General features: G+C 57.4%; 1 rRNA gene. It reads right to left on the reverse strand.

What is annotated here, in order from left to right:
* A 23S ribosomal RNA gene (locus NW837_RS15550) occupies positions 1-582 on the reverse strand; the annotation flags it as partial.

Genomic DNA, 582 nt, shown 5'->3' on the forward strand with positions numbered 1-582 from the left:
TCACCCGTCTTCTCGCTACTCGTGCCGGCATTCTCACTTCTGCACGCTCCAGTGGTGCTTCCGCTCCACCTTCACTGCGAGCAGAACGCTCCCCTACCGCTCCCTTGCGGGAACCCGCCGCTTCGGTAACAGGCTTGAGCCCCCTTACATTGTCGGCGCAGGGTCACATTCGACCAGTCAGCTGTTACGCACTGTTTAAAGGATGGCTGCTTCTAAGCCAACCTCCTGGTTGTTTACGCGACCCTACATCCTTTCACACTTAGCCTGTGTTTAGGGACCTTAGCGGGCGATCTGGGCTATTGCCCTTTTGACAACGGCGCTCATCCGTCGCTGTCTCACTCCCACGCTTCCTGCTATGCCATTCGGAGTTTGGTTGGGTTCGGTAACCTGGTAGGGCCCCTAGCCCATCCAGTGGCTCTACCTGCATAGCATAGCGCGTGAGGCTGCACCTCAATGCATTTCGGGGAGAACCAGCTATCTCCGCGCTCGATTGGCATTTCACCACACTAACCCCAGTTCATCCGAGACCTTTTCAACGGTCACCAGTTCGGCCCTCCACCGTGTGTTACCACGGCTTCAGCC

The sequence above is a fragment of the Synechococcus sp. R6-10 genome, from assembly GCF_047461815.1.
Lineage (GTDB): Bacteria > Cyanobacteriota > Cyanobacteriia > Thermostichales > Thermostichaceae > Thermostichus.